At 44.9% G+C, this 1,424-nt stretch carries 1 pseudogene; it reads left to right on the top strand.

The window, feature by feature from the left end:
• A pseudogene (locus tag GGG_RS20180) lies at positions 1–1,424 on the top strand (hypothetical protein); the annotation flags it as partial.

Below are 1,424 nucleotides of genomic sequence, written 5' to 3'. Positions count from 1 at the left end.
AGACAAGATCACCAATGTAGCGAATGCGACATTAGCATCAGATGCGGTGAACAAAGGTCAGTTGGATGCAGTCAGCACGAACTTAACCAATGCAGGCCTAGACTTTGCAGGGAACAGCGGTACGAATGTACACCGCAACTTGGGACAAACCTTAGACATTAAAGGTGGCTTCACAGGAGCGGATACAGCGACCAGCAACGAAAATGTGAAGACGGTTACAACAGCGACAGGGCTTGATATCCGCCTAGCGAAAAATGCGACCTTTGACAGCGTTACAGCGGGAACAGGCACAGACAAGACAGTCTTGAACAAAGACGGCTTGACAGTGACTGAGGGTACAGACAATACAGTGATTGGTGCGACCAGCGTATCGACCAAACAAGTAACGGTTGGAGATGCAACCAACAACACAGTATTAACCAGCACAGCAAATGGATTGGATGTAGGTGGAGACAAGATCACCAATGTAGCAGCAGGTTCATTGGTTTCAGGCTCAACAGATGCAGTGAATGGTGGCCAACTGTTTAACAACAATACCGCGATTGCATCAGCATTAGGTACGACAGTAAACGCTGCGACAGGCGCAATAAATGCACCGAGCTACACAATTACTAAGACAGATGGCACGACATACACAGCAGCGAATAACGTAGCGACAGCATTAGGTAACTTAAATACAGAGGTGACCAAGTCACTTGGCTTTGTAGGTGATAGCGGAACGAAAGCAACGCGAAAACTAGGCGAAGACTTAAATGTTAAGGGTGGATCTACAGGTACACTGACCAATAATAATATTGGCGTTGTGGCTAATGGTAGTAACCAGCTTGATATCAAGTTAGCAGAAGCAATCAATTTAGGAGCTGCGGGTAGTGTTACTACAGGTGCTACAGTGATTAACAACACTGGCATTACGACACCACAAGCAGTGATTGGAAGTGGAGCAAATACCACGACTTTAACTAGCACAGCGAATGGATTAGATGTAGGTGGTGACAAGATCACCAATGTAGCGAATGCGACAGCGGCATCAGATGCTGTGAACAAAGGTCAATTGGATAACATCAACACGAGTTTAACCAACAAAGGCTTAATCTTTGGTGCGAATAGTGGAGCGGATTACACAGCAAAACTTGGCACTAAAGTGACTGTAAAAGGTGCAGACACCAATACAGACTTTGCTCAGTTTGATGGTGGCAACAACTTGATGACTCAAGTTGATACAGCTGGCAATATTGTGGTTGCATTGAAGAAAGATGTATCTGTAACTAGCGTAACTGCTGGTGCAAGCAAACTTGATACAACAGGTTTAACAGTAGGCACAGTGGGTGACCAAACTGTTATCACTAAAGATGGCATTACAACAGATAAAGTGAATGTGGGTACTGTTGTAATTGATAGCAGTACCAACAAGATTAGTGGTTTGG

The sequence above is a fragment of the Acinetobacter sp. P8-3-8 genome, from assembly GCF_000214135.1.
GTDB lineage: Bacteria > Pseudomonadota > Gammaproteobacteria > Pseudomonadales > Moraxellaceae > Acinetobacter.
The sequence above is the reverse complement of the archived record's forward strand: the minus strand, read 5'-3'. Positions and strand labels throughout refer to the sequence as shown.